This is a genomic window from Saccharomonospora piscinae, from assembly GCF_005862235.1.
Classification (GTDB): Bacteria; Actinomycetota; Actinomycetes; order Mycobacteriales; family Pseudonocardiaceae; genus Saccharomonospora; species Saccharomonospora piscinae.
In genome coordinates this window covers 536,114-562,730 of sequence record NZ_VCEK01000004.1, presented here as the reverse complement: position 1 = coordinate 562,730, position 26,617 = coordinate 536,114, and the positions used below count along the sequence as shown (strand labels likewise).

General features: G+C 69.7%; 24 protein-coding genes and 2 tRNA genes. 16 read left to right on the top strand and 10 right to left on the bottom strand.

Annotated features, from left to right (window positions below):
- The first annotated feature begins 32 nt into the window (after nucleotides 1–32).
- The 5 genes from FFT09_RS19020 (at nucleotide 33) to FFT09_RS23530 (ending at nucleotide 4,801) form a co-directional block, all read left to right on the top strand.
- The gene (locus FFT09_RS19020; RefSeq protein WP_138383512.1) at nucleotides 33–836 is read left to right on the top strand and encodes a hypothetical protein; all 804 of its coding nucleotides are present in this window, start codon (nucleotides 33–35) and stop codon (nucleotides 834–836) included.
- A complete protein-coding gene (locus FFT09_RS19015; RefSeq protein WP_138383511.1) occupies nucleotides 833–1,924 on the top strand; it encodes a helix-turn-helix domain-containing protein in 1,092 nt (363 codons plus the stop codon). The genes FFT09_RS19020 and FFT09_RS19015 overlap by 4 nt, the downstream gene beginning before the upstream one ends.
- Nucleotides 1,925–3,054: 1,130 nt before the next feature.
- Nucleotides 3,055–3,510, top strand: a complete 456-nt coding sequence (locus FFT09_RS19010; RefSeq protein ID WP_081195477.1) for a hypothetical protein — start codon at nucleotides 3,055–3,057, stop codon at nucleotides 3,508–3,510.
- Between the two features lie 55 nt (nucleotides 3,511–3,565).
- Nucleotides 3,566–4,087 carry a DUF3558 domain-containing protein gene (locus FFT09_RS23535; protein WP_425273069.1) on the top strand — a complete coding sequence of 174 codons (522 nt, stop codon included), beginning with the start codon at nucleotides 3,566–3,568 and terminating at the stop codon, nucleotides 4,085–4,087.
- Nucleotides 4,088–4,312: 225 nt separating this feature from the next.
- Nucleotides 4,313–4,801 (top strand): transposase, encoded by a 489-nt coding sequence (locus tag FFT09_RS23530; protein ID WP_425273066.1) that lies wholly within the window; start codon nucleotides 4,313–4,315, stop codon nucleotides 4,799–4,801.
- Nucleotides 4,802–4,826: 25 nt separating this feature from the next.
- On the opposite strand, the gene FFT09_RS18990 is transcribed toward FFT09_RS23530, so the two are convergent.
- Together FFT09_RS18990 and FFT09_RS18985 are read right to left on the bottom strand one after the other, a co-directional pair.
- Nucleotides 4,827–4,900: transfer RNA gene (locus FFT09_RS18990), tRNA-Ile, on the bottom strand.
- Between the two features lie 130 nt (nucleotides 4,901–5,030).
- A complete protein-coding gene (locus FFT09_RS18985) occupies nucleotides 5,031–9,200 on the bottom strand; it encodes an FG-GAP-like repeat-containing protein (protein ID WP_208544454.1) in 4,170 nt (1,389 codons plus the stop codon).
- Nucleotides 9,201–9,456: 256 nt separating this feature from the next.
- On the opposite strand from FFT09_RS18985, the gene FFT09_RS18980 reads away from it, so the two are divergent.
- The 6 genes from FFT09_RS18980 to FFT09_RS18955 are packed head-to-tail and all read left to right on the top strand — an operon-like array spanning nucleotide 9,457 to nucleotide 15,671.
- Nucleotides 9,457–10,155, top strand: coding sequence for a GntR family transcriptional regulator (locus tag FFT09_RS18980; RefSeq protein ID WP_024875704.1), 699 nt, complete (start codon nucleotides 9,457–9,459; stop codon nucleotides 10,153–10,155).
- Nucleotides 10,156–10,189: 34 nt separating this feature from the next.
- A complete protein-coding gene (locus FFT09_RS18975; RefSeq protein WP_138383507.1) occupies nucleotides 10,190–11,152 on the top strand; it encodes a tripartite tricarboxylate transporter substrate binding protein in 963 nt (320 codons plus the stop codon).
- Nucleotides 11,152–11,688, top strand: a complete 537-nt coding sequence (locus FFT09_RS18970; protein ID WP_081195224.1) for a tripartite tricarboxylate transporter TctB family protein — start codon at nucleotides 11,152–11,154, stop codon at nucleotides 11,686–11,688. Before FFT09_RS18975 ends, FFT09_RS18970 begins: the two co-directional genes overlap by 1 nt.
- Nucleotides 11,685–13,205: a tripartite tricarboxylate transporter permease gene (locus FFT09_RS18965; protein ID WP_081195222.1), complete on the top strand. Its 1,521-nt coding sequence runs from the start codon at nucleotides 11,685–11,687 to the stop codon at nucleotides 13,203–13,205. Before FFT09_RS18970 ends, FFT09_RS18965 begins: the two co-directional genes overlap by 4 nt.
- A gap of 18 nt (nucleotides 13,206–13,223) precedes the next feature.
- Nucleotides 13,224–14,081 (top strand): dihydrodipicolinate synthase family protein, encoded by an 858-nt coding sequence (locus tag FFT09_RS18960; protein ID WP_138383506.1) that lies wholly within the window; start codon nucleotides 13,224–13,226, stop codon nucleotides 14,079–14,081.
- Between the two features lie 30 nt (nucleotides 14,082–14,111).
- Nucleotides 14,112–15,671: a serine/threonine-protein kinase gene (locus tag FFT09_RS18955; RefSeq protein WP_138383505.1), complete on the top strand. Its 1,560-nt coding sequence runs from the start codon at nucleotides 14,112–14,114 to the stop codon at nucleotides 15,669–15,671.
- Between the two features lie 40 nt (nucleotides 15,672–15,711).
- Here FFT09_RS18955 and FFT09_RS18950 read toward each other — a convergent pair whose 3' ends face one another.
- On the bottom strand, nucleotides 15,712–16,818 hold the full coding sequence (locus tag FFT09_RS18950) for a CapA family protein (protein ID WP_081195216.1): 1,107 nt from the start codon (nucleotides 16,816–16,818) through the stop codon (nucleotides 15,712–15,714).
- 164 nt (nucleotides 16,819–16,982) lie between these two features.
- Here FFT09_RS18950 and FFT09_RS18945 point away from each other — a divergent pair, with 164 nt between their 5' ends.
- Nucleotides 16,983–17,609 (top strand): DUF2267 domain-containing protein, encoded by a 627-nt coding sequence (locus FFT09_RS18945; RefSeq protein ID WP_081195215.1) that lies wholly within the window; start codon nucleotides 16,983–16,985, stop codon nucleotides 17,607–17,609.
- Between the two features lie 141 nt (nucleotides 17,610–17,750).
- Complete coding sequence (locus FFT09_RS18940; protein ID WP_138383504.1) at nucleotides 17,751–18,593, top strand: phosphatase PAP2 family protein; 843 nt, start codon at nucleotides 17,751–17,753, stop codon at nucleotides 18,591–18,593.
- A gap of 62 nt (nucleotides 18,594–18,655) precedes the next feature.
- Here FFT09_RS18940 and FFT09_RS18935 read toward each other — a convergent pair whose 3' ends face one another.
- On the bottom strand, nucleotides 18,656–20,368 hold the full coding sequence (locus tag FFT09_RS18935) for a BCCT family transporter (RefSeq protein WP_081195211.1): 1,713 nt from the start codon (nucleotides 20,366–20,368) through the stop codon (nucleotides 18,656–18,658).
- Between the two features lie 319 nt (nucleotides 20,369–20,687).
- Entirely contained in the window at nucleotides 20,688–21,668 is a 981-nt protein-coding gene (locus FFT09_RS18930; RefSeq protein WP_244231417.1) for a helix-turn-helix transcriptional regulator, read from the bottom strand.
- A gap of 62 nt (nucleotides 21,669–21,730) precedes the next feature.
- Between FFT09_RS18930 and FFT09_RS18925 the strand changes: the two genes are divergently transcribed.
- The gene (locus FFT09_RS18925; RefSeq protein ID WP_138383503.1) at nucleotides 21,731–23,107 is read left to right on the top strand and encodes an FAD-binding oxidoreductase; all 1,377 of its coding nucleotides are present in this window, start codon (nucleotides 21,731–21,733) and stop codon (nucleotides 23,105–23,107) included.
- Between the two features lie 9 nt (nucleotides 23,108–23,116).
- Here FFT09_RS18925 and FFT09_RS18920 read toward each other — a convergent pair whose 3' ends face one another.
- Nucleotides 23,117–23,401, bottom strand: coding sequence for a hypothetical protein (locus FFT09_RS18920; protein WP_138383502.1), 285 nt, complete (start codon nucleotides 23,399–23,401; stop codon nucleotides 23,117–23,119).
- A 90-nt stretch (nucleotides 23,402–23,491) separates the two neighbouring features.
- On the opposite strand from FFT09_RS18920, the gene FFT09_RS18915 reads away from it, so the two are divergent.
- Nucleotides 23,492–23,839, top strand: coding sequence for a VOC family protein (locus FFT09_RS18915; protein ID WP_138383501.1), 348 nt, complete (start codon nucleotides 23,492–23,494; stop codon nucleotides 23,837–23,839).
- Nucleotides 23,840–23,948: 109 nt separating this feature from the next.
- On the opposite strand, the gene FFT09_RS18910 is transcribed toward FFT09_RS18915, so the two are convergent.
- Nucleotides 23,949–24,524: a dihydrofolate reductase family protein gene (locus FFT09_RS18910; RefSeq protein ID WP_138383500.1), complete on the bottom strand. Its 576-nt coding sequence runs from the start codon at nucleotides 24,522–24,524 to the stop codon at nucleotides 23,949–23,951.
- A gap of 164 nt (nucleotides 24,525–24,688) precedes the next feature.
- Nucleotides 24,689–24,761: transfer RNA gene (locus FFT09_RS18905), tRNA-Asn, on the bottom strand.
- Between the two features lie 164 nt (nucleotides 24,762–24,925).
- Here FFT09_RS18905 and FFT09_RS18900 point away from each other — a divergent pair.
- Nucleotides 24,926–25,183: a hypothetical protein gene (locus FFT09_RS18900; RefSeq protein ID WP_081195197.1), complete on the top strand. Its 258-nt coding sequence runs from the start codon at nucleotides 24,926–24,928 to the stop codon at nucleotides 25,181–25,183.
- A gap of 4 nt (nucleotides 25,184–25,187) precedes the next feature.
- Here FFT09_RS18900 and FFT09_RS18895 read toward each other — a convergent pair whose 3' ends face one another.
- Both FFT09_RS18895 and FFT09_RS18890 read right to left on the bottom strand, forming a co-directional pair.
- On the bottom strand, nucleotides 25,188–25,955 hold the full coding sequence (locus FFT09_RS18895) for a trans-aconitate 2-methyltransferase (protein ID WP_138383499.1): 768 nt from the start codon (nucleotides 25,953–25,955) through the stop codon (nucleotides 25,188–25,190).
- Between the two features lie 65 nt (nucleotides 25,956–26,020).
- The gene (locus tag FFT09_RS18890) at nucleotides 26,021–26,503 is read right to left on the bottom strand and encodes a hypothetical protein (RefSeq protein ID WP_138383585.1); all 483 of its coding nucleotides are present in this window, start codon (nucleotides 26,501–26,503) and stop codon (nucleotides 26,021–26,023) included.
- Between the last annotated feature and the right edge of the window lie 114 nt (nucleotides 26,504–26,617).

The following is a 26,617-nucleotide window of genomic DNA, read 5'->3' as shown; positions in this document are numbered from 1 at the left end:
ACTGTTTACTGACAACAAGTACGATCTCTTCTGTGGCCGAAGAAGATCAAGTGCTGGATCTACTAGCCGACCGCGGGGTACTGGAAGCCCTACTGTGGGCCCACGGATCGGCGTACGGACAAGTTCGTCAGGACTTCAATCCGGAAGGCGGGCAAAAGCAGGGGTGGATCGGCTACAACGCCTACACCTACTTGGTCGACCGCTTGGACCGCGTCTTCCAGTGCGGCGACTACCAAGCACCATCCGGGGAAGGACCAGTCGGGCGGGACGTGCTGGCCGCAGGAATCAGCGACTTCGCAACGATGCCTGACCTGGCGCCCGGCACCGTCGTGCGCCACGACCTCAACGGCTCGCCTGGTTGGATGGTGGACGGGTGGCGTTGGCTCCTCGCCTCATACCCTTTCGGCCAAGTGACCAAGATCCGTTGGACCGACAAGAGCGAGACCAAGCAAACGGTGGCTAGACAACCTCACAACACCGATGACGGCGGGCTTTTCACGATTGAAGACGTCGCTGGCCTCCCTCGCCTCGAGGAGCTGGGCGATCATGAGCAACTCCTTCGCAACACCTTGGTCCTGGCGCACGCGATGGATTCCAACACAGTCGACTTCGAACTCTTTCTCGGTCGCATCCGATGGAACCAGGACCGGGGCGACGCCTGGGTGTGGCGCTCCGACTTGCTCGACAGACAAACCCCACCGCCCGCCGGTCGTACCACGCCCAAACTTCCGGACAATCCCGTTCCGCCCTCGTCGACGGAGGCGAACGACGCGCCGGTCTCAATCCGCCGCCTGCCGAACGACAGCTCTGCGCCCCGTGCTATTGGTGAGGCATGAACGATCGGTTGGAGGACGTTGCCGCCCTCTTCGACGGCGGCAGGCTGACACTGGCGCGGCAGCTGACCGGACTCCGTAAGAACGCCCTCGCAGTCCAGATCCAGAAGACACCCACCGCCGTCGCTGCATACGAAAATGGCTCGAAGCGGCCGGCGGCATCCACAGTCGCTGCACTCGCGCTGGCACTCGATGTCAATCCCGCGTTCTTCATCACCAGCTCCTCCAACCTGCCCGCCACGACCGCAACCCCACACTTCCGGTCTCTGCGCTCGACCAGCCAGATTTCACGAGACCAAGCGCACGCGTACGGCTGCATGGCCGTCGACATCGCAACCGCCATCGAACGGCATGTCCAGTTCCCTGAGCGCAATCTCCCACAGCACCCCGTGGCCGGCGACAGCTCGGCTGGCACCGGCCCGGAAGAAGCCGCACGTCTACTCCGCAAAGAATGGGAGCTTCCTTCCGGACCGGTCGGTCACCTCATCCGACTTGTCGAGAATTACGGCTGCCTCGTCGTTTTCAGCCCCCTCGACAACGCCACCGTCGACGCCTACTCCTTCGACACAGCACAACGTCCGGTCATCCTTCTCAATCCACTGAAAGACGACTACTACCGCCAGCGCTTCGATGTCGCCCACGAAATCGGCCACCTCGTTATGCACCTCGACGCCGAACCCGGCAGCCGAGTCGTCGAAGACCAAGCACACCGCTTCGCTGCCGAGCTCCTCATGCCCGCCGACGAGATCGCCAACGAACTACCCCACAAGGCCGACTGGCGCACACTTAGCCAGCTCAAACAACGCTGGAACGTCAGCCTCCAAGCACTCCTATACCGCGCCCGCACCCTCGAGATCATGAAAGACGTCACCTACCGGAACGCCATGACCACCGTATCCACTCGAGGATGGCGCCGCCGTGAACCCGGGCCCATGCCCATGCTCGAACAGCCGTCTCTCCTTCCCCGGGCGGTCGAGCTTCTCCATTCTGAGAACCAGGCCGACGAACTCACCCTCGCTAATGAATGCCAAGCTCCACTACGCCTCTTCCGCACCATCACCTCGCGAACGCCACTCACCGAAGCGACGTGAGCTGCACCGCTCGACATCAGTGCGCAACTCCTGATCATGATCTGTACGACGCGCAAAGTCCGTCCGCTTGGCCACGAAGTCGACCATCTGGTGCTTGGCCCGAAGGGCGTGACGCCGAGCTCGTGCTCCGATGTCGCAACCAGTTCATCACCTGTCACGCCCGACTAGGCCACACGAGCACCGCTCTGGACGCGGCGCGAGAACTACTGGCCGACGAGATTCGCGTATGCGGACCGCGGGATTCCCGCGCGCTCGAGCTCCGGCAGCAGATCGGCACCTGGCAACTCGGACAGGGCAGTTGAATGAGGCGCGCGAGACCTTCGAGGCACTGCTGACCGACCTGCTCAATGCGTACGGCGAATCGCATCCGGCAGTCGAGAAGGTACGGGAATTACTCAGCGGCCAGCCCGCTGACTGACCCCGCCGCATGACCTATCGCAGCACAGGCACACCCTGGGAAACGAACCCCTGACCTCATGAACGCCACAAACGAACACTGCGCAGGCGTGGTGCCCGCCGCGTCGCCGGGCGCAGTTCGCCCAGCGGTCGCCCACCCTGCGGCGGGAAGCCGTTCGTCGAGAAGCACAAGGCCGACGGTTAACACGACTGCGTCGCAGCGCAGTACACCGGTGCAAGCCGATAGCGGCTTCGACCGTGCGGCAGATCCATTCGATTATCAACAGTGTGCTGAACGCGGCGGTGCGGTGGGAGTAGATCGAGAACGACCCGGCTTAGTCCGTCGTCGCGTCGCTGTAGTCTGGCAGGTCGTATATCCGTGCTACGGCGGTTTGCTGGCATGGCAGTTCATGCCAGCGTGTTCGGCGATCGTGAAACCGAGTTCGAGTAGCGGAGGGCAGGGGTCGGCGTCGGCGTGGCCGTTGTCCTGGCGGTGGTAGAGCGCTTCGGTTTCGGTGTTTATGGCTTGCTTGTGTGCCGGGTGCGGGGCGGGGTTGCTGTTGGTGCTTGCTATGGGAGTGGCTGGTGCTGGACGTCAGCTACCTGCGTGGTCTGCGGGTTCGTGCCCTGGCGGGCTGAGGCGCGGTGTTCGGTCATCTCACTCCAGACTGGTGGTGGGGTCGGTACCCTCCGAAGTCGAACGGTTCCGCGACGACGGCTTGTGGGGGTACGTGATGACCGAGCTCAGAGACGTGAATCAGGGCGCCGGTGCGACTGTGGGCGGCGCGATGTTCGGTTCGGGTGGCTCGATGAGCGCCGAGGCGATGAAGAACGTGAGCCGCTCGGCGAATGAGCTGGTCGCGTCGGCGAAGTCCGGCGGTTTCAGGGTCACGAAAGAAGCGGCCGACCCGATCATCAGAACGTTGGAGGAGTTCCTCAATGACATCGACGGTATAGAGCAGGAACTTACAGCTTTTGATCAGGCTCCGCCGCTCGGTGACCACGACTATGGCAAGCGCGTTGCTCAACACATGTGGGACGCAGCGAATGGCGACCGGTCAGCTCGGTCAGCTGTCCAACAACTTCGGGAAGTTCTAGAGAAGAGTCGTGACGCGTTGCTGTTTGCTTCTAATCAATACCAAGCACAAGAGGACGAAGCAAGTAGTTCATTCAAAGGAGTGGGGAGCTGAATAGCTGGTGAACCCGAAATCGCGATCTGGTGCAGCCTTGGCAGTCCTGGTGTCAATGGGCGTACTCTCCGGTTGTAGCAGTGAGACTCCGGGGGTTGCCGAACCTCCAGAGTCCACGCCTGAGGTTACATCTAGTGCGCCTGCATCGGATGGAAACTCTGTTCCGCGCAGTAGAGAACTGGAGCCGTGCGACTTGCTTTCGGTTGGCGACCTCGATGAATACGGTGCTTTCGAAGATGGTGAGTACAAAGACCTAGGCAGCGCTCGTAGTTGTTCCTGGCAGCTCAGCAACGAAGGGGGCGTTGACGGATTCGTTGTTGCGCTCAACGTTCGAGACTCCCAGAACGTTGACTCAATGAATGACGTGGGTGCGGGAATTAAGAACCTCAATATTGATGGTCGGACGGCAGCTCGAGTGGAGAATCCGCGTTATGGCGACTGCACAGTCGGGATCGAGATTGACGCGCAGTCTCGTGTCGACGTGACGGTTAATGGCCTGTCTAGTACGGAAGAATCTTGCCCGATCGCCGAGGATGTTGCTCGCGTGATGGAGCCACGGCTACCTGCGGTTCCGTAGGATGCTCGTCTGAGTAATCTGCCGCAACCGGGGCCTCACCTGGTGCCGCACCCGCCGTAGCCCGGCAGGTTCGTAGGTCTGGGCTACGGCGGTTTCGATCGAAGCCGAGTTCGAGTCGGCGGAAGGCGATGGGCGCAGAGGGCAGGGTCGGAGTCGGTGTGGCCGTTATCCTGGCGGCGGTAGAGCTCTTTAGAGTCCCTAACACATTGGTGATCTCGGGCTGAGATGATCTTGGTGTGGTGCGCCGTGGTTGGTCGCGGAAGGGTTGTGGGCTCGGATCGAGCCGTTGTTGACGGCGCGTCCGGCCGGTCGGACAGGGCCCAAGCCGTTGCCGGACCGGGCTGTGTTGCAGGGACATCTTTCGTGCTCTACACCGGGATCGGGTTGGAGAATCTGCCGCAGGAGCTGGGGTTCGGCTCGGGCATGACGTGTTGGCGGCGGTTGCGGGACTGGCAACAAGCCGGGGTGTTCGACCGGCTGCACGAGGTTCTGCTGGCCGAGCTGAACGCGGCGACCGTGATCGACTGGTCCCGGGCCTGCGTAGATGCCTCGCACGTGCGCGCGAAAGGGGGGCCCAGACACGGGCGAGCCCGGTCGATCTCGACCGACATCCCCTCCCCCGCCGACCAGAAGTCGCTCAAGCGCGCCGAGATCCACGCGGGCTGCGCGCTGGGGCGTACGGCAAAAAGCTCCGCAGCAGAACGCAGAGCTTGAGCTTCGTTGTCCCAGGTCACACAGGTGGGCCGGGCGGGGCTCGAACCCGCGGCCAAGGGATTATGAGTCCCCTGCTCTAACCGACTGAGCTACCGGCCCCGGCTGGGTGTACCCCAGCGGTTGCACTATAGCGCGCCACGGCGCGGCCTGGGGCCGGATGCTGCACACTGCCCGCTGACACCGGTGTGCCCGGCCGGGGCGTCGTTCCCGGCCGGGCACACCACACCGCCTATCCAGCCAGGGCGTCGAGCTTCACCGCGTCGGCCATGGCGGCGTGGCCGAGGTCGTTGAAGTGGAGCCCGTCGCGGTAGTCGTAGCGGGGATCGATGCGCCGCGGGTCGTCCGCGTCGCGGACGGCGGCGTCGAGGTCCACCACCGCGTCGAACGCGCCGCTGCCGCGGATCCAGTCGTTGACCTCCTGCCGGACCCGTTCGCCGGACTCGGTCCAGTTGATCGACGACCCGTACGGCGTCAGGGTCGCGCCGAGGACTCGGGCTCCGTGGGCGCGGGCCCGGTCGAGGTAGCGCTCGTAGCCGTCGATCAGCTCTCCGGCCGTCACCGGCTCGCCCGCGCGCTCGCCCTGGATGATGTCGTTGATCCCGAGATACAGGATCACCGTGTCCACGCCCGCGTCGTCGACGTCGCGGTCGAGCCTGGTCAGGCCGCCCGGGATCGACATCGGGTCCGGCTCGGACGGGGCGGCGTCGGCCAGCAACCTGCTCGCCGACACGCCCCGGTTGAGCACGCTGACGTCGCTGCCGGTCAGCAGCAGCCGGTCCGCGAGTTCGTCGGGCCAGGTGTGTTCGGCTCCGACCGTGGACCCGAGTCCGTCGGTGAGCGAGTCGCCGGTCACCACGACCGCACCACCGTCGGGCCGCCGCACGTCGATCCCCGACAGGTACATCCACGACCGGCCCAGCGCGGCGAAGGCGTCCGCGCGCTCGTCACCGGTGTGCTCGCCGTCGGCGACGTAGCCGGTCTCGCGTCGCAGGTTGTGGGTCGTGGCAGGCCCGGTCGGGCCGTCGACGTGGAGGCTGACGGCGAGCTCCGTGCGATCGCCCACTGCCATCCCGACCGGGTCGGACACCGCTTCCTCACCCGGAGGGACCGACACCGAGCTCTCGCCGCCGAACGTGACGGGCCGCGCGGTTCCGGGCGCGAGGTGGCCGTCACCCGCGTGCTCGGCCACCGTCACCGGGCCGAAGGTGACGGGCTGGTCACCGAACTCGTTCGACAGCCGGACCCGCACGTCGCACCCGCCGGCGGCGGCGCGGGCGACCATGCGCAGGGTCTCGTCCTCGAACCCCGCTTCGGCGGCGGAGTTCGAGTCGCGGGGCGCGGCGGGGGCCGACCGCCACGATCCGGTCCAGTCCCCTTCCGCCCCGTCGTCGCAGGCGGTCGCGGCGGGTGGGTCGGCGCGGAGCAGGTACTCCTCGAACACCGGCAGCAGCCGCTCGCGGATCTGCGCGGCAGGATTCCCGGCCCCGTCGGCCAGCTGGCCGTGCGCGGTGGCGATCCGCTCCCGTGCCTCGGCGGTACGGCCCGCGTCAAGGTGCCGGCGCGCGTTGTCCAGGTGTCGAGCCAGCGGGGTGCCGATCGGGCCCAGCTCTCCGTCGGTGCGGTAGCGGTCGACCTCCGCGGTCAGCATGTCGACGATGACCCTGCGCTGGTCCAGCGCCACCCGGTGGACGCTGACGTCGTCGAGGCTGCCCCGGTAGTAGGCACCGCCGTCGGGGCTGCGCCCCAGCGAGTCCGGCTGGGTGGCACCCGCGTAGCGGTAGTGGTCGCTGCCGAAGCGCTTGTCCGGATCGGGGGCCGACCGCGCGACCCCGTCGACGTAGAGGCGGACGGCGTCGGCCTCGTAGTCCATGACCGCGGCGACGTGGTGCCACTGCCCTGCCTTGATCGAGGGGGTGTCGAACACGTGCTTGCGGTAGCCGTCGCCGGGTGACTCGCTGCGGCCCGCGACGGCGATGCGTGCCTGGCCGCGCGTGTTCTGGAACGTCACCTCGACCCCGGCCGTGCCGCCGTTGATGCGGGTGCCGAAGATCCGCTGAGTGCCGTTGTCCAATGAGTCGGGCCGCACCCAGCCGCTGACGGTGATACCCCGCGCGCCGTCGAGGTGCGGGCCGAGCTGGTAGCTCAGGTCGACGTAGTCGTTGAACGCGTCGAAACGCAGACCGCTGCCCCGGTGCCCGTCGACCCAGCGCGCGCCGTCCACGATGCCGTGGTTGCCGTGGCCGGAACGGTCGGCGGCGACGTGCCCGCTGCCCTCGTCCAGCGACCACGCGCCGATGAGCTCGCCCGGGTTCTCCGGTGCGTCGGGCCGCCGCTCGGGAAGCTGGGCGTCGTGGTTCCACGGCTGGTGGTAGAAGCGGCCGTCCTCCGCGCCGATCAGCAGGTCGGGGGTGTCGTCGCCGTCCCAGTTGACGACGGTCGGCGAGGTCGTGTGCCCGGCGAGCTGACCGTTCGCGATGTCGCCCGCCAGCCGGAACAGCCACGGCTCGTCGTCCGTGCCGACGTTCTCCAGCAGCTGCGCGTTGGTGCCGTTGATGACGATGTCGAGCTTGCCGTCCTGGGTCCAGTCCACCATCGTGAACTTGCGGCGCCCGCTCTGCCCGTTCTCGGAGCTGTTGAGCTGCAACGGCCCCTTGGGGGCGTCGACCACGTCGCCGTTGCCACCCTCGAACCGGGACGATCCCGCCTCACCGACGAAGATGCGCTCGCCCGGCAGCAGGCGGAGCCCGTCGTCGGTTTCGACCCGCTCGAAGAACGCCAGGTAGCCCTCGTGGTCCAGCGACACCAGGTCCTGGAGCCCGTCCTGGTCGAGGTCGATGGCGAACGGCGTCGTCCGCCACTGGGTCACCAGCTCGTCGCCCTCGGGCTCCCACCAGTTCCACGCCGGGGCGGGCGCGTCGCCCTCCCAGGCCACCTCGATCGGCTGTGCTGCCGCGAGTGCGGGCTCGGTGCGGGTGCCGACGTTCTCGTACCAGACGACCTTGCCCCAGATGTCGTTGACGAGCAGGTCGGGCAGTCCGTCGTGGTTCCAGTCGGCGGCGACGGGGGCGGTGTAGCCCCACTTGGCTTCGGCGGGACCCTGGATCGAGCCGTTCTCCCCGGCCTGGTGGCGGATCTCCTCGCCGCCCGCCCGCAGCCGCACCGGCGGCGCCCAGGACGGTGTGGTGGTGTCACCACCGAGGTTCTCCACGAAGTTCAGCCTGCCCGCGGTGTCACCGGCGATCAGGTCCTCGCGCCCGTCGCCGTTCCAGTCCACCGAGCTGGGCGTGGTGAGCGCGCCGACCTTGACCGATCCGGCCCGCTGCTGGAAGTAGCGCGGCGGCTCGAACACGGGAAGGCCGTCGTCGCTGACGGTTCCGGTGTTCTCGACGAGCGCCACGCGGCCGTCCTCCTCGCCGATGACGAGGTCCGGGTGGCCGTCGGTGTTCCAGTCCACGGTCGTCACGATGATCATTTGCAGGTCGAGCCGCAGCTCGCCGCCTCCGGCCAGCGGCAGGGGCCTGCCCTCCGCGTACTCGGGCTCGGTGCGGGTGCCGACGTTGCCGAAGAAGTGCGGCGTGTCCAGGAACTCGCCGGTGACGATGTCGAGCGCGCCGTCGCCGTCGAAGTCGGCCACCACGGGGGTGGGAGCACCGTAGACGTCGATCGGCTCGTCACCCGCCTCGACCTTCACCGGGTCGGCGTAGACGGGCTGCTCGGTGGTGCCCTCGTTCTCGATGAGGTAGACGTAGCCGTGCAGCGGGCCGTTGGTCCAGTTGCCCTCGTCGTCGTAGGCCGCGTCCCAGCCGTACTCGCTCCAGTCGCCGATCCCGGCGACGATGTCGAGGTCGCCGTCGCCGGTGAAGTCCACGAGGTACCACTGGTCGCCCCGCAGTCGTCCATCGGGGAGGTCGGGCTCGTGCACGGTGCCGTCGAAACCGAGCGAGACCGGTGCCGCGAATCCACTCTCCGTGACGTCGGGATAGCGCTGCCCCGGCGTGGTGACCACGGGCTCGCCGTCCACAACGGACAGATGGGTGTTCTGCCTGCCGTTGCCGACGCGCTCCGGCTCGGCGAACAGCGGCTCGTCGTTGGTGCCGGTGTTGTGGAAGTACCACAGCCCGTTGTAGGGCTTGTCGGGCGAGTTCACCAGCAGGTCGTGGACGCCGTCGCCGTCGACGTCCATCGGCAGCGGCCAGGCCCACAGGCCCACGCCGAGGTCCACGGTGAGGTCGTCGCGGTGGTAGTCGAGGCGTTCCAGGCCCGGCGGTGGCGGGGGAAGGTCCGGCGTGGCCGGCGCGGCCTGCGCCGTCGCGGGCGCGAGGCCGGTGAGGGCCAGGGCCGTGGTGGCGGTCAGTGTGGTGAGCGCGGTCGTTCTCGGGCGCCCTCGTGATCTCGACACGAGCACTCCTTTGTGTCTGCCGGTCGCTGTGCGTGACGGCCCGGGCGAGGAGGAAGCCGCACCGGGCGGAAAGAGAAGCCGTGATCGCCGACCGTGGCGTCGTGCTGCCCGGCGGCAGTGGGACTGTGACAGAAATCGATTACCGCCGCAAGATCCCATTTGTGAAAACCGGGTCTTGCGTACCGAGCCGCCCGCAGCTTAGGTTGACGGTTAACCGTTGACCGAGTAATCGATTTCCGAAGGGATCGACCCGAGCGTGAGCACAGCGAGTGCCGGATGGCAGAGCTTCGTCGCGACGGCGCGACCAGCCCCCGCGCTGGGTCGGCACGTGGTCGACTACCTGCGGCGGATGATCATCGTCGGCAAGCTTCGGCCCGGCACACACCTGGTGGAATCGCAGCTGTCGAAGACGTTCGACGTCAGCCGGGGGCCGGTGCGCGACGCACTGCGGCAGCTGGAGGTCGAGGGGCTGGTGGAGTCGCGCCGGCGCGGGGTGTTCGTCATCGGGCTCACCGCCGACGACATCGACGAGCTCTACGACCTGCGGGCACTGCTGGAGTCGCACGCGGTGCGGCTGTGCCTGCGTGGCGGGGCCCGCGACTTCACCGAGGCCCGGCAGCAACTGGCCCGGATGGAGGCCGCGGCGGCGGAACACGACCCGGCCGAGTTCGCCGAGGGCGACCTCGACTTCCACTCGTCGTTCCACCGGCTCTGCGGCAACCGCAGGCTCGACAACGTCTGGCAGCAGTACCGGCCCACCTTCGCCGACATGCTGTCGGTCACCAACGCCGAGGACCGCGACCTCGGCCCCACGTACCGCGATCACGTCGAACTGCTCGACGCGATCGTCGCGACGGACTCGCGGGCGCTGGAACTGCTCGCCGAGCACATCGAGGGTTCCCGGCGCCGCATGCACGCCGCCTACTCCCGATTCCTGGACCAGATCACGACCTGAGCGACGACGCTCAACCACAACAAAGGAGTTGTCCATGTCCCGGACCGCATTTCTCGTCGGTGGCCTCGCCACCACCGCGGCGCTCACCCTGTCCGCCTGTTCCGGCGGCGGCGGGGCGCAGGGCGGCGACGCCTTCCCCGAGGACGACATCACGTTCATCGTCCAGGCCGCCGCGGGCGGCGGCTCCGACCTGAGCTCCCGCGCGCTCGCCGACGAGCTGGAGCAGGACCTCGGCGTGTCGATCGTCGTGGAGAACCGGCCGGGAGCGTCCGGGTCCACCGCGATGCAGTACGTCGCCGACCAGGAGCCCGACGGCTACACGATCGGGTTCTCACCCGTGGAGATCTCCATGCTGGGCCACCAGGACTTCGACGTGGACCCGGCCGACTACGACTTCCTCGGCCAGATCATGCTCGCGCCCGGCGTGCTCGTGGTGCCCGCCGACAGCCCGCACCAGACGCTGGAGGACTTCGTGTCGGCGGGCAAGCAGAACGAGCTGTCGGTGGCGAACGCGGGCGCGGGCTCCATCTGGGAGGCCACCGCGTTCGGGCTGGCGCAGGAATCCGGAGCGCAGCTGACGTCCGTGCCGTTCGACGGCGGTGCGCCCGCCATCACCGCGGCCGTGGGCGGCCAGGTCGACGCGGCCGTCGCCGGTGCGGGCGAGGCGATGAGCGCCTACCAGGAGGGCCAGCTGCGCCCGCTGGCCGTGTTCCACGACGAGCGCCACCCCGACATGCCGGACGTGCCCACGGCGGCCGAAGCGGGCTTCGACCTGGAGTTCGGCGGCTGGGGCGGCGTCTACGCCCCCGAGGGCCTGCCGGACGACGTGCGCTCGACGCTGGAGTCCTCGATCAAGCAGGCGGCCCAGTCCGACAGCTTCGTCGACACGATCTCCAAGCCCGGCAACCTCCCGGTCTACAAGAACGCCGACGAGTTCACCGAGTTCGTCAACTCCGAGTACGAGCGCTTCGGGCAGATCCTCGGCGGAGCGCGCTGATGGACCGACCCGCGACACCGGCGTCCGAACAGGACACCGACGCCGCCGGGACGACCGGGACCACGGCGGAAGGCGGTGACACGGCGGCGCCACGCTCGCGCGCGCTGGAGATCGCCTCCGCCGTGGTCGCGGTCGGCGCCACGGGCGCGGTGGTGCTGCTGGCGCGGGCGATCGAGGTGCGCAGGGAGACCGGCGGCATCGACCCGCGCTGGTGGCCCGAGCTGCTGGGCCTGCTGGGCCTCGCCCTCGCCGTGGTGTTGCTGGTCGTGGCGCTGGTGCGCCCGCCCGCCGCCCGCGAGGGCATCGAGTCCCCCACCCGCGAGGGCCGCCTGCGGCTGGGAGCCACGGTGGCGCTCGCCGTGGTCTTCGTCGCGCTGTGGCCGGTGGCCGGGTTCCTCCCGACCGCGCCGGTCTTCCTGTGTGCCACGACGTACGTGTTCGGCGGCCGGGGGTGGAAGCCGCTGGTGCTCTACCCGCTCGTGCTGTGCGGACTGGTCTACCTGCTGTTCCAGACGTTGTTGAAGGTGCCCCTGTGAACACCATCGCGGACGGCCTCGGCGTCCTGCTCGACCCCACCGTCGGAGTCTGCCTGCTGCTCGGTCTCGCGATCGGCACGCTGGTCGGCGCGTTTCCCGGGATCACCGGCACGATGGCGGTCGCGCTCGCGTCGGGCTTCACGCTGACCCTGGAGCCCGAGCAGGGCCTCGCGGTGCTGCTGACGATCTACGTCGGCGCCAACTTCGGTGACCGCATCCCGTCGATTCTGGTCAACACACCGGGCACTCCGGCCTCGATCGCCACCACGCTCGACGGCTATCCCCTGGCCAAGCAGGGCAGGGCCGGGCTGGCGCTGGTGCTCTCGGCGCTGGTGACCACGGGCGGCATCCTCGTCTCGATGGTGGTGTTCCTCTTCGCCGCCCGCCCGATCGCGCAGCTCGCCCTGGAGTTCGGGCCTGCCGAGATGTTCGCGCTGGTGATCTTCGGTCTCACCGTCATGGTGTCGGTGTCGTCGAAGTCGCTGCTCAAGGGCCTGCTGTCCGGTGTGGCGGGGCTGGTCATCGGCACGGTGGGCCGCGATCCGATCACCGGCGACGAGCGGTTCGTCTTCGGCATGGACGACCTCAGCTCCGGCCTGCCGTTCATCGCCGTGATCATCGGACTGTTCGGCATCGCCGAGTTGTTCGACCAGCTCCTCACCCACCGCGCGAGCACCGCGCGGCCGGTCTCGTCGCTCGGCCGCTCGCGGCCGACTCGCGCCGAGATCCGGCAGCTGGGCCGCCCCTTCGCGGTCAGCAGCGCGGTGGGCACGGTGGTCGGCGCGCTGCCCGCCGCCGGAGGTGACATCGCGGGCCTCATCGGCTGGGACCGCGCCAAGCGGATGTCGAAGCGCCCCGAGAAGTTCGGCAAGGGCTCGCTGGAAGGGCTGGCCGCCGCCGACACGGCGTCCAGCGCCACCCTGGGCGGGTCGCTGACCACCACGATGGCGCTCGGCATCCCGGGCGACTCGGTGATGGCGGTGATGCTCGGCTCCATGGTCATCTGGGGTCTCCAGCCGGGCCCCTCGCTGTTCACCGACAGCCCGGACCTCGTGATCACCATCGCGGCCATCATGATCATCGCGACGGTGCTCTCCCTCGCGATCAGCCTGGTCCGCACGAAGGGCATGGTGCGCCTGCTGGATCTGCCCCACCACTACCTGTGGACCGGGGTGCTGCTGTTCTGCCTGGTCGGCACCTACGCCACCACCAACGACATCTACACCGTGTGGGTCATGCTCGTGGCCGGGGTCGTGGGTGTGGTCATGAAACGCACCGGATTCCCCGCAGGTCCGATGGTGCTCGGGCTGCTGCTCGGCCCGCTGGCCGAGTCGAACCTGCGGCGCGCCCTGCTCATCGACGGCCCTTCGACGCTGGTGACCCAGCCGGTCTCCGCGATCCTGCTCGGGCTGGCCGTGCTCGGGCTGGTGACCCCGCTGATCGCGAGGGCCCGGTCGGCCCGCCGCGCGCGGTCGCGGGCCACCGAGGCCGACCAGTCGCCCGCAGACTCCCGCTGACGAAAGGAACCTCCGCCCATGCCGCAGATCATCAGTGCCGTGCCCGTGCCGTTCACCCGGGACGGCTCGGTGGACGTCGCCGAGTACGAGGCCGCGTTGCGGTCGCTGAGCGACCACGCGGACGGGGTGTTGATCGCCGGGACGACCGGCGAGTTCCCCGCGCTGGACGACAGCGAGCGGCTCGACGTGTTCCGCCGGGCGGCCGCGCTGCTCGGCCCCGAGCGGGTCATCGCCCACGTCGGCCACGCGAGCAGCCGCCAGGTGCTGCGCCTCGCCGACGCGACGGCCGCCGAGGGCATCTCCCGGTTCGCCCTGCTGTCGCCGTACTACCTGCCCTCCGACGCCGACGGCGTGGTCGGCTTCTTCCGCGCGCTCACCGAGGCCCACCCGGAGGCCGCCGTCTACGCCTACGTGTTCCCGGAACGCACCGGGATGGAGGTGCCGCCGGTGCTCCTGCGCGAGGTGATGCGGCTGCCGGGCATGGCCGGGGTGAAACTCTCGGGCGGCGCGGCGGCCCGGCTGCCCGAGTACGCCGCCGCGCTCGGCGACGGCCAGGAGCTGTTCTCCGGGGACGACGGCAGGCTGCCGTGGGTGGTCGACCAGGGTGGCACCGGCGTCGTGTCCGGGGTGTCGTCGGCGTTCCCGCAGACGTTCGCGGCGCTGGCCAGGGCACTCGCCGAGGGCGACACCGGCCGGGCCCGCGCGGTGCAGGAGGACGTGGCCCGGCTGGTGGAGCTGACCGGGCCGAGCGTCTCCCGGCTCAAGGCGGCGCTGGCTGCCCGCACCGGGGGCGAGTGGGCCTGCCGCATGCCGCTGCCTTCGGTCGCGGACGACCTGCGCGCGGAGATCGCCGGGGCTGTGGCCCGGTTCCGCTGACGCTGTCCCGCTGCCGCCTACCCTGACCGGGTGACCAACGCGGGTGAGGGAACAGTGCTGGCCGGCCGGTACCGGCTGCGGCGCGAGGTCGGCAGCGGGGCGATGGGCACCGTGTGGCAGGCCGTGGACGAGCGGCTCGGGCGGCAGGTGGCCGTGAAACGGTTGCTGCTGCCGCCCGGGTCGGACGCCACCGGCGCCGCACAGGCCCGGGAGCGCGCACGACGCGAGGGGCGCATCGCGGCGCGCCTGCACCATCCGCATGCCGTCACCGTGCACGACGTGGTGGAACACGACGGGCTGCCGGTGCTGGTGATGGAGTACTTCCCCTCGCGAAGCCTCGCCGACCTGCTCGCCACCGAAGGCCCGCTGGCACCGCCCGCCGCCGCCACGCTGGGAGCGCAGGTGGCCTCGGCGCTGGCCGCCGCGCACGACGCGGGCATCGTGCATCGCGACGTCAAGCCCGCGAACGTCCTCATCGGAGCGGACGGCACCGCGAAGCTCGTCGACTTCGGCATCGCGCACGCCGGTGGCGACGTGACCGTGACCCAGACCGGTGTCGTGGCGGGCACTCCCGCGTATCTGGCGCCGGAAGTGGCGCGCGGCGGGCCGCCGACGCCGACCTCCGACGTGTTCTCGCTCGGTTCGCTGCTGTTCGCGCTCGTGGAGGGCACGCCCCCGTTCGGCAGTGAGCACCCGACGGCCGAGGAGAACGCGCTGGGGGTGCTGTATCGCGTGGCGGCGGGCACCGTGCCGCAGGCGCGCCGCGCGGGGCCACTCGCGCCGGTGCTGTCGCGTGTGCTGGTCGCCGATCCGGCCGGGCGACCCGGCGCCGCCACGGTCCGGGACGCGTTGCGGGCCGTGGCGCGAGGACAGGCCCCGTCCCTGGAGCCCGCTCCCGAGGAGCTGACACAACCGCTGCCCGCCGTCGGAGCGGGCGCGCCGCTCGGCGGGACGCGGCTGGACCTGGCGGCGGCGCCCGGGCCGGAAGGCCGCCCACGCCGCTCCCGCCGGGGTGTACTTCTGGCGGCGGGCGGCGGGCTCGCCGTGGTCGCGACGGCCGCCGTGGCCGTCGCACTCGTCTCGGACGGCGACACCCGGCGGGCGGACGCCGTACCTCCCCCAACACCCGCCAGGTCGAGCAGCGCCGCGCTCGGCGCGGCGGAGCTGACCGGCGTCGTCGAGGACTACTACGGACACCTGCCCGGCGACACCGGCGCCGCGTACGCGCTGCTGGGCCCCGCGCTGCGCGCGCAGGGTGAGCGGGGCTTCGCCGACGACTGGGGCGGGGTGCGCTCGGTGAACGTCATCTCGCCCGCGCGCGTCACCGGGCAGGACACCGTCCACGTCGGCATCCGGCTCACGCGGCGCTCCGGGGCGACGGTGACCCGCTTTCACCAGCACGGTGTCGGCCGCCACGACGGCGAGGTCGTGATCGTGTCCGACACCGTGCTGCACACCGAGACCCAGGAACCTCCCCCCGAGAACGGGAAGAAGGAGAAGAAGGACAAGGGTCCGGGCAAAGGCGGGGAGAAGGGCAAGGAGAAGGACAAGGACAAGGGGCGCGGCGAGCGGGGCCGGTCCGACGACTGACACCGCGTCCGTGGCCAAGCGCCCCACCCCGACCGGACGATCACCGTGTGTGGGAACGCCAGGACAGGCGCAGCTCGCCGTCACCGGAGTCGAGCCGGGCGCCGAACGGGCGGCTGATCTTGCTCAGCACGGATTCCAGCCACCGCGCGTCGGCCGATCCGGCCCGCTGCAACCGCAGCCTGCGTGACTGGAGGGGAACCACCCGCAGGGCCAGCAACGCCCCGGTCTCGGCGTCCACCGTGGGCAGGTAGAGCAGGCGCAGGTCGCCGCGATACCGCTCGAACCCGCTGATGCCCTCGTAGTCGTTGACGAGGTCGCCGCAGCCGTAGAGCACGAGCCTCCCCCGATACACCTCGATGGGCCTCGGGTGGTGGGAGGAATGCCCGTGGATCACGTCGGCCCCGGCGTCCACGAGCCGGTGCGCGAACGCGACCTGATCGGCGCTCACGCCGTAACCCCAGTTGGCGCCCCAGTGCAGGGACACCACCACGACGTCGCCGGGACGTTTCGACGCGACCACCTCGTCGGCGAGGCCCGTGGCGCTCTCGGCCGACACCGTGGGCAACCACCGCACCCCTGGCCGGGCGGCACCGGCGGCCCACTGCTCCGGCACGCCACTCGACGAGGCCGCCGCCGCGAACACGACGAGCCGGGCGGGACCGGCGCGCAGCACCGCCGGTTCCGCAGCCGCGGCCGCGTCGCGTCCCGCGCCCACCGTCCGCAGCCCGGCCGAGGACAGCGCGTCGAGCGTGTCGGTGAGCCCACCGCGCCCGAAGTCGAGCACGTGGTTGTTCGCGAGCCCGCAGACGTCGAGCTGCGCGCTGAGCAGCATGGGCAGGTTCTCCGGGGTCATCCGGTAGTGAACGGCCTTGCCGGGGGCGAACCACGGCGCCCGGGTCACGCTGGTCTCCAGGTTGACGATCCGCGCGTCGGCGCTCTCGATCGACCGCAGCGCGCTGCCCCACGGCCAGGTGAAGGGCACGGGGCGCGACAGCGGGCCGTTGCGCTGTTCGGCGGCGCGGACGTACCAGCGGGCGTCGCGCACCACCGCCTCGCGCAGCCGGTGGTCTCCGGGGTGGGGCAGGATCTGGTCGATCCCCCGCCCCGGCATCACGTCGCCCGCGAGGAAAAGCTTGATCGCCGTCATCGTCTCGCCCTCTCCGGTGTCCATCATGGGCGGCGCCGGAGGCGGCGGGAAAGCAGCGCGCCGGTTGAGCCGTTGGACCCTGTGCTCCCCGGCGGCGCGGCGCCGACACTGGCGGCCGAGTGCCCGGGGGCGGGCGCGCCCGGGTTCCGACGTGGGAGGACGACATGACACACCACAGCGACCCACTCGCCCGGGCAGGGAACACGGCGCACGAATGGCTCGCCACGATCGGGGAGGCGCTGGGCACCCGCGACCGCCGGTACACCTACCGCGTGCTGCGGGCCTGGCTGCACACGCTGCGCGACCGGCTCACCGTGGAAGCCGCCGCCCACTTCTCGGCGCAGCTGCCCGAACTGCTGCGCGGCACCTTCTACGACGGGTGGGTACCGAGCCGGGTCCCCGTCCGCTACAGCGACGACGACTGCGTGGACCGCATCGCCGCCGAGGCCACAGTCCGGCGCACGGACGTGCGGCCGGCCGTGCGCGGCGTGTCGGAGGGGATGCGCGAACTGCTGTCGCCCGGCTCCCTCGACCACGCGCTCGCCCACCTGCCGAAGGAGCTGCGCGAGCTGTTCTCCCCCGGACCGCAACCGGGGTGGGACGCTTCCGGCGGCGCGGAGGGCGGCACCGCCGAGCTGCGCGCCCTGCGCCGCAAGGTGGACTTCCTGGTCGGCGCGGTGTCGGAACTCAGCCGTGACCTCGCCGACCGCACCGAGCGCGCGGCGGGCCGCGACCCCGAATCCCTGGACGCGGCCGACGACATGTTGCTCCCGCAGCAGGGCCTGTCCTGACCGGAGTGCCGTCCGGGCTGGGTGTGGTCCCCCACCCGACCGGCGCCGGAACGCCGGGGGGCCGGGGCTGCGGGCTGCGCCGGGGCATCGCGGGCTCGTCACTACACTGTGTCGATCCCCGATCACCCAGGAGTCGCCAGCATGCCCCTTTCCGCCACCGGAACCACCCCGACCGTCGCCACGCTGGACACGACCGCACCCGGCGGACAGGCGGAGCAGGTGACCGGGGCCGCCATGGGCGTGCCCGACATCTCCACCGACCTCTACCGCACCGTGCTCGACGCCGCCGGTGCCGCCCCGGGCTGGCTCCAGGGCTTCGCCGTGTTCTTCACCGAGGCCGGGGTGGTCCTGCTCGGACTGCTCATGGTGGCCGGGTGGTGGCAAGCCCGCCGCGGTTCCGCCCGCGCGATGGGGCTCTCGCTGCTGACGTCGGCCGCCGTGGTCGCCGCCTACGCGACGAGCGAGGTCGCCAAGCTGATCATCGAGCAGGAGCGGCCGTGCAGCGCGGTGCCGGGCGCCGTGCCGATCGCGTCGTGTCCCGAGCTCGGCGACTGGTCGTTCCCGAGTAACCACTCCACCATCGCCGGAGCCGCCGCGATGGCGGTGTTCGTGTGCCGGCGCGGTGCGTTGGGTGCCGTGGCGCTGGTGCTTGGCGCGCTCGTGGCCTTCTCCCGCGTCGTGGTCGGAGTCCACTACCCGCACGACGTCGCCGCCGGGTTCTTCCTCGGTTTGCTCGTGGTCGGTGTGGCGAGCGCCCTCGGTGTCCACCGCGTGACACTGTTCGTCCAGCGCTTCCGCCCGCACCCGCTGCTGGGCCCCGGTGTGGCCCGCCCCACGGTCGCGGATTCCGCCCCGGACACCGACGGCGAGGTCACCACCGTGCTCTCCGCCGTGCCGGCCGCCGACACCGCGCCGACCCGGCCGCTGCCACCCGCACCGCACTGGCCACCGGAGTCCCTCGACGACCAGCGCGGTCAGGGCTGAAACGACGGGTGGCCGCGACCCCCGTCGGGTCGCGGCCACCTCACCGTCGCTGACGCGCGGTACTAGCTCGGTTCCACCTCGGCTTCCTTGTCCCGCTCACGCCGTTCTCGTTCGAGCATCGCCCGAGCCCGGCGGGGCAGCAGTTCGAGGTCCGATGTGTCCCGTTTGAGCGCCTTGACCAGCGAGTACATCATCACGAACGCGATCAGGAAGAACGGCAACCCGATCACTGTGATGACTTGCTGGAGTGCCGCTAGCGCTTCCTCACCCGTGGCCGCGATCAGCGTGGCCGCGACCAGGCCCTGCAGCAGCGCCCAGAACACGCGCTGACGCACGGGCGGGTTGACCGAGTTACCCGACGTCAGCATGTCCACGACCAGCGAGGCCGAGTCGGACGACGTGGTGAAGAAGATGACCACGATCAGCACCGAGAGCGCCATGAGGAACTCGGCGGCAGGGAAGTTCTCCAGGAACGCGAACAGCGACGCGGCCGTATCGCCTTCCTGCACCACCGGTCCGACCAGCGAGCCGGGATTGCTCCACTCGAGGTTGATGGACGACATCCCGAAGATGCTGAACCAGATAATGGAGAACACGACGGGCGCGCCCAGCACACCCATCACGAACTCGCGCACCGTGCGTCCCTTGGAGATGCGCGCCACGAAGATGCCGACGAACGGCGCCCACGTGATCGTCCACGCCCAGTAGAAGACGGTCCAGCTACCCTGCCAGCCCCAGTCGTTCGCGGGCAGCGCGTCGTTCCAGAACGAGAGCGGCACCAGCATGCTGAGGTAGTTACCGGTGCTCTCGATGACACCGCGCAGCAGGAACACGGTCGATCCCGCGATCAGAACGACCAGCAGCAGCCCGACGGCCATCCAGATGTTGATGTTGGACAGCCATTTGATGCCCTTGTCCAGCCCCGTCACCACCGAGATCGTCGCGATCGTGGTGACCACGGCGATGATGAGGATCTGAGCAGTGGCTCCGATCTCGAACCCGAACAGCTGGTTCAACCCGCTGTTGATCTGCAGCGTGCCGAGACCGATCGAGACGGCCACACCGAACAGCGTGCCGATCACGGCCACGATGTCGATCGTCTTGCCGATCGGGCCGTTGATCCGGTCACCCAGCAGCGGGTGGAAGATCGAGCTGACCCGGAACGGAAGGCCACGCTTGTAGGCGAAGTAGGCGAAGGCCAGCGCGGGCAGCGCGAAGATGGCCCACGTGTGGAAACCGAAGTGATACAGCGAGAATCCGATCGCCTCGTTGGCGGCGTTCTCGCTCAGCGGTGCGGTGTCTCCCGCACCGACTGGGATCTCCCTTAGTTGCTCGGCGAACTCCTGCGAACTCCCCGCACTCTCGGCCGCGTCGGCGACCTGGTCGTGCGCGCCGCTGAACGGCGGGTTCGCAAAGTGGTTGACGGGCTCGGCCACACCCCAGAACATCAGGATGGTGCCGATACCCGCGGCGAAGAGCATGCCGAACCAGCTGACGTTGCTGTATTCGGGCCGGGAGTCCTTGCCGCCCAATCGCACATGGCCGTAACGGCTGAACGCGATCCAGAGCAAGAACACCAGGAAGCTCGTCACACCCAGGATGTAAAACCAGCCAAGGTTCGTAATCGCCCAGTCCGACGCGGCCCGAAAGACCGTGTCGACCTGGTCGGTGAACGCGATGGACACGACGACGAACACCAGGACCAGCAGCGCCGAGCTGAAGAAGATCACGGGGTTCGTCTTCAACCCCAGAGCCCGTTGCAGCTTCTCCAGCATAGTGATGATCTCCCTCCGTACAGGCCCGGCAAGCTATCGCTGGTCCGATGGGGTGTCAAACCACTGCGAAGCCACCTCACCGTGGTCGGGCGGAGAGATATCCCCGGGGCAGTTTCCGGAAACCTCAGCGTGGGCCGGAGCACTGAACGCTCGCTGACCTGCGGGTGTGGACCGCGAAACACCGCACCCCCAACCGGGTGAACCGCCGTCGGACGTCGGCACTCCCGCGCGCAGGCGCGATTATTACGAGTTCGTCACACTCGGTACTGTGGCACGACCGTAACCTACCGGGCCCTGTCGTCACCCAAGGTGTGCGTTGTCAGACGGAACGCAACAGCGCCCCGACGGCCCGCACGCGGCTGCGCACCGCCTCCGGCGCGTCGAGATCGAGTTCCGCGCCGAGCGCCGCGATCGAGGCCACGTACTGAGCGACCAGTTCGGGCGTCTCAGCACTCAACCGCACCGTGCAACCAGCCGGACCGTCCTCGGTGACATGCCCTGGCAGTGGACGGAACAGCCCCGCCCGCACTGCGGCAGCCGACATGCCGATCCGGAGCACGGCGGTGTAGCGGTAGGGCGCTCGTGCCAGGGACCGAACCAGATACTCGGCGGGGTCCGCCGCGGGAAGATCCCGCGGCGCGAATCGATGTCGGGTGGAGCTCGGCTCGCCTATGCGGTCCACCCGGTACGTCCGCCAGCCCGCCCGGTCCACGTCGAACCCCACCAGATACCACAGACCCTCCAGGGTGACCAGACTGTGCGGCTCGGTGCGGCGGCCACTGGTTCGTCCCGCCCGGTCCCGGTACTCGAACGTGGCGATCTCGCGTTCGGTGCAGCACAACGCGAGTGTGGCCACCACCGAGGGATCGACACGCGGTGTAGCGTGCCGCGGGACCGTCTCCGTCGCGTTCACGACAGACGACAACCGCCGCCGCAGCCGCGCGGGCAGCATCCGCTCCAGTTTGACCAGCGCTCGCATCGACCGGTCCTCGATGCCGGTGATGCTGCCCAGCGCCGACGTCACCAGCCCGGCCGCCACTGCCACCGCCTCGTCGTCATCCAGCGCCAGCGGCGGCAGAGTCCTGCCCGCGCGCAGCCGGTAGCCACCAGCGGCGCCCCTGGTGCTGTCGATGACGTAGTCGAGCCCGCGCAGCCGGTCGATGTCGCGCCGCACGGTGCGGGTGGTCACGCCGAGCCGCCCCGCCAGCTCCGTACCCACCCACTCGGGTCTGCTCTGCAACAGTCCCAGCAGGCGCAGCAACCGGGCCGCCGTGTCCTGGCGCGGCTCGGTGGGTTCCACCCGGACACGGTACCCCCACTTTGCGGAGCGATTCTGTCCTCAACGCGCTCTAACGTCGCGGTATGACCGGCACTCAGCACCTCTCGACCTCAGCCGCGCGATGGGCACGCCACCTCCGTGGTGCAGTCACCGAACCTGCGAACCGTGACTACGGGGACACCCTCAACGGGTTTCAGTCGCTGCGCTGCCACGAACCCGCGCTGGTGGTCCACCCCGCCGACACCGACGACGTTCGCGCCGCGGTCGCGCTCGCCGCAGCCGAAGGCACCCGCATCGCGGTGCAGGCAACCGGACACGGGCTCGCCTTCCCGTTGCGCGGCGAGGGCATCCTGATCGACACTTCGGCGCTGACGGCGGTTCGCGTGAACCCCACGGCCCGGACCGCCTGGGTCGAGGCGGGCGCCACCTGGCAGCACGTCATCGATGCCGCCGCGCCGCACGGTCTCGCCCCGCTGTCGGGAAGTCTCCCCGGAGTAGGCGCGGTGTCCTACACGCTGGGCGGTGGCGTCGGATTGCTGGCCCGCCGCTACGGCTTCGCCGCCGACCACGTCCGGCGGCTCGACCTGGTGACCGCCGACGGCACACCCCACCAGGTGACCGCGACCTCGGAACCGGACCTGTTCTGGGCGCTGCGAGGTGCCGGCAGCAACTTCGGCGTTGTCACCAGCATGGAGATCGATCTCGTTCCTGTCACCACCCTCTATGGTGGCGGTTTGTTCTTCGACCTGCACCGCGTTCCCTCGCTGGCGAGGCAGTGGCACGAGTGGACATCGGCTCTCCCGGACGAGCTGACATCGGCACTGGCGTTGCTGCCGTTCCCGGACTCGCCCACAGCGCCGGAACCGCTGCGTGGGCGGCACGTCGGGCAGATCCAGATCAGTTTTCTCGGCACACAGGCAGCCGGGGCCGCGTTACTGAAACCGCTGCGCGCGCTCGGCCCCGTGCTCGACACCGTGCGCGAGATTCCCTATGCGGAGTCGGGCGCGGTGTTCGCCGAACCCGACCGACCGCACGCCTACCGAGGCGAGAGCCTGCTCCTGCGCGACCTCGACGCGGACGCGCTCACCGCCGCGACCGCCGATTCGGCCCCCGGAAGCGGGCCGCCGTGTGTGGTCGGGTTCCGGCACCTCGGCGGTGCGCTGGCCCGGCAGCCCGACGTGGCCAACGCTGTCGGGCACCGCGACGCCGCCTACACGGTGGGCACGGTGTCACCGGTCGGTCCAGGCGAACTGACCGCAGCGCGGGCCCGACACCACGACATCCTCGCCTCCTGGCGGCCGCTGGCGCTCGGGAGGGCACTCAACTTCACGTTCGACGACCTGGCCGAGGACGACATCGACACCGCGTTCTCCCCCGGCGACCGCGGCCGGCTGCGGCGGCTACGAGCACGGCACGACCCCCACCGCCTGCTCCGGCCCGCGTTCCCGCTCGGAAGGTGAGCAGCCCGGTCAGCGCTTGCGGAACACCAGCCAGGTCAGGGCCAGGATAAGGTCCACGGCCACCCACAGTCCGATGATGAGGCCGACTCCGATGGTCGTACCGATCCCCGTGCCCGCCTGGCAAACCTCAAGTTCCTGGCCGGTCAGTCCTTCACAGCTGCCCGAGTTCCCGACGATTCCGATGATGAGCAAGGCCAGGAAGAGCAGCTGCACTCCCAGGAAGACCCAGCGGAAGACCCTGCGCCGCTTGTGGGGTGTCGCTGCGGGCTGCGCGCCCGGCTGCTGATAGGGCATGTCCGTCACGGTGTGCCCCCTTCCTTCGTTCACCCTGCTGGTCGCGCCGAACGCCTCCGATGTGACAGACCCGGGCGATACGGTCCTCGCATGGGATCGATGACTCGCTTGTACTGCGGTGTTCCGGTCACCGACCGGAACACCGCCCCCACGTGGTTCGCCGCCCTCTTCGGGCGCGAGGCCGACGAGGTGATCGGCGGTGAGGCGCTGTGGCGCGTCAGCGACACCGCATGGATCTTCGTCGACGAGCAGCCCGACCGAGCGGGCGGCGCCCTGCTCACCCTGGAGGTGGACGGGCTCGACGCGATCCTCGCGCGCCTCGCGGAGCACGACATCCGCCACGAGCCGGTCGAGACCTACGACAACGGGGTGCGGCACGTCGTCGTGCTCGACCCGGACGGCAACAGCCTGTCGCTCGCGGCGCCCCCGCCGTCCTGAGCCGGGCCGCGCTCGAGTCGGACGGCGGTGCTACCGGGGCTACCCGAAGGCCCGGTGCTCCGGCCGAAACCGGTGACCACCGGACCGAGTTCCCGCACGCAGGTGCGAGTCAACGGACGACGTCGTAGACCAACTTCTGGATACCGTTGCCGTAGGACTCGCTCTCGACGAGAGCGAGGGTCTGCTGGTCCTTGTCGGTGTCGCTGAACAGCCGCTTCCCCGCACCGAGCAGCACCGGGAAGACGAGCAGGTGGTAGCGGTCGATCAGGCCGGCATCGGACAGGTCGCGGTTGAGGGCGGCGCTGCCGTGAACGCTGATCGGCCCGCCCTCGGTCGCCTTGAGCGCGGCGACGTCGTCGAGGGAACGGAGGATGGTGATGTCACCCCAGTTCGTCACCAGGTCCGCTTCCTTCAACGTCCTCGACACCACGTACTTCGGCATCGCGTTGTAGCCAGCGAACTCCTCGGTCATGGTCGGCCACACCGACCCGAACGCCTCGTAGCTCACCCGGCCCAGCAACATGGCCGTGGCCTCCTGCTGTTCGCGGTCCTTGATCTCGTAGGCGGCCTCGTCGAACTCCACGGACGTGAAGGTCCAGCCCGAGCTACGGTGGCCCGGCTCTCCCCCGGGCGCCTCGACGACGCCGTCGAGCGAAACGAACGCGGTCGCGATCAGGGTGCGCATGGTGCTCCTTGGTCGAGTAGAGGTGCTCTGTCATCAGAGCATCGACCGGGAAGCACCGAATTCGACACCCGCGCCGGAAAAAACTCGACCGGTCCGGCTGCGGGGCGGCGCCGGGCCAAATGAACACAAAAAAACCCCAGGTCATCGACCTGGGGTAAGTACGGCTCCCCCGGCTGGACTCGAACCAGCAACCCTTCGGTTAACAGCCGAATGCTCTGCCAATTGAGCTACGAGGGATCGCGCTGTCCGACCGGATCATTCCGGCCCGACGGGTGACTACTTTAGCTCACCCTCGATCACCCCGCGCACCCACCCCCCCGGTCCTCACCACACGGCGTGGCGGGCCACGCTGCGGGACAATGGACGGGCGTTCGTTTCACCCGTCGGCGAGGAGAGGTTCGATGATGATGTTCCTGCTGGGCGCCGCGGCGGGCTACGTGCTCGGGGCGCGGGCGGGCCGGGCCCGCTACGAGCAGATCGTGCGCACGTATCGCACGCTCGCCGACCATCCCGCCGTGCAGGGGGCCGCCGGGGTGGCGCGGGCGAAAGTCGGGGAGAAGCTCGGCGAGCGGTTGCCGTTCACCCGGCGGCACCATCCGGTCGCGCACGGCCCCGACGGGCACGCCGCGGCGGGGTCCGGCCGCCGGGATGGGACGTGAGTTCTCAGCCGCCGGTGCGCGCCACCACGAAGATCCGCCGGAACGGGAACCAGGTCGTGCCGTCCGCTCGGGGCGGGTAGGCCGCGCGCAACAGCGGGGCGAGATCCGCGCGGAAGTCCTTCCACGCTGCCGGATCCAGTGCGGCCACGATGGGCCGCAGAGCGGTTCCGGTGATCCAGGTCAGCACCGGGTCGGGCCCGCTGAGCCGGTGCAGGTAGGTGGTCTCCCAGGCATCCACCGCGCAGCCCTCGTCAGCGAGCAGGTCGGCGTAGTCGCGCGGTTCGCCCACGGCCTCGGCGCCCCGCATCCGTACGTCGCGCAGCAGCGGAGCCCAGCGTTCGCTCGCGGCGAGTTCACGCACCACCCGGTGGGACGGGGCGGCCATGTTGCCCGGGACCTGCATCGCCAGCCATGCTCTGCGGGGTAGCTCGCCGATCCAGCGGCCCAGCAGCTCACGGTGCTCCGGAACCCACTGCAGTACGGCGTTGGCCACCACGACGTCGGTGTCGGGCCGGGGTTCCCAGGCGGTGACGTCGAGCACCCGCGCCGCCACTCCGGCGTCGCGGGCGGCGGCCACCATGTCCGGCGAGCTGTCGAACGCCTCCACCGTCGCGTCGGGCCAACGCCGTCGCAGTTCGGCGGTGAGCGTGCCGGGCCCGCATCCGGCGTCCACGACCCGGCGGGGCTGTCTCGCCCGCACCCTGGCCAGCAGCTCGTGGAACGGCCGTGCCCGCAGCTCGTCGTAGTTCAGGTACGCCTGCGGATCCCACACGGCCTGCCTCCCTCGTCCGACGAAACAGTACGAACGTACTGCGACAGGGGGCGCGGCGCCATCCCTCAGTGCTCGCGGTCCGCCCGGCCCAGCAGCGCCGACACGCCCCACGCCACCAGACCGGTGACCACGCCCACCGCGACCCCGGTCACCACGCTGCTGCCACCGGCGAACACGCGCACGACCACCGCCTCCCATTCCGGTGGCAGCGCCCCGGCGAGGTTGCCGCCGAGCACGGGCGACTCGCCCTCGAACGCCCGCTGCCACAACAACTGGTGGGTCGCCGCGAGGAGCACGCCGTACACCAGCCCGACGGCCGCAAGGGTCCGCAGCGGCGAGGGCACCGAGCGCGCCACGACCACAACCAGCCACACCAGCGGCGGCAGGAAGACGAGCACGGAGTTCACCACGGGCCCGACGAGGTCGAGATCGTGCGCCACCACCCTGGGCACGCCCAGCGCCGCCAGCCCGCAGAGCATCGGCCACGACAGGCCCAGGCCACGCCCCCGCGTTCGCGTTGCCGACCGTCCGGAAATCTCGCTGTTCATCACCGTGGTGACGCTACGGGCGCGGCACGGTGACGTCGTCGGCCTCGGCGCGCGTACCGGGGCCGCTCACCGACGTACGGCGGTGCCGCCGGAGTACGTCGGCAGGCGAACCCG